The 692-nt window shown below is 50.3% G+C and carries 1 pseudogene; it reads right to left on the reverse strand.

Features of this window, described 5'->3' with window-relative positions:
• Positions 1–339 precede the first annotated feature (339 nt).
• Positions 340–558, reverse strand: a pseudogene (locus SJI19_RS24710) (helix-turn-helix domain-containing protein); the annotation flags it as partial.
• Positions 559–692 lie beyond the last annotated feature (134 nt).

The following is a 692-nucleotide window of genomic DNA, read 5'->3' on the forward strand; positions in this document are numbered from 1 at the left end:
GATAGTTAAGCACTCTACCGGGCTGACTGATCAAGAGTTGGATAGTCTGATGGATCTGCAATAACCGCTATTTTTATTCGCTGTTTAAAAAGCCTAAGCTCGCGAGTTGAGGGTTGCCCCGTATGTCAGAGTCGTTGAGATGATGCCCTTGTAGGGATTTATCCTCAATCCAGGAGGCAAAGTATCTCTATGTCAGGTTTACCCAAGGCTCGCAAGGACGGCATTTCACGTAAAATACCTTGCCGAACACCAGGAGAACGAGGTTGTGAGCGGTGTCGCGTTAGGACTGCATCAAGGAGAAGCGGGGAATGCATACACTTGCTCGATCGGTCTCCCTGCTCACACTCGCATGGTCCTTTCGCCGGATCCGTCAGGCATTTCAACGTACAGGCTCAGTTTTCCACCCATGGCCTCAATGTAGCGCTTAATGGTGATCAGTCGCTGATCAGCACCACCTTGCTCGATCTGCGTGATGCGGGGCTGTTTTACACCCATCGCCTCGGCGACGGTTTTCTGAGACAGAACCAGTTCCTCACGGAGCAGTTGCAGGCCGGTATCTCTTGGGCGTCCGCTTCGCCGATGTGGTCCAACATATATTGGATGTTGGGCTTTTCCATACCGCTTGATGGAAATAAAGTCACTCTGCGCACCGCATTCCATTTTATGATTTATTGGTTAAAACAACAGCCTAA

Source organism: Acerihabitans sp. TG2, assembly GCF_035013185.1.
In the GTDB taxonomy this organism is placed as follows: Bacteria; Pseudomonadota; Gammaproteobacteria; order Enterobacterales; family Enterobacteriaceae; genus Acerihabitans.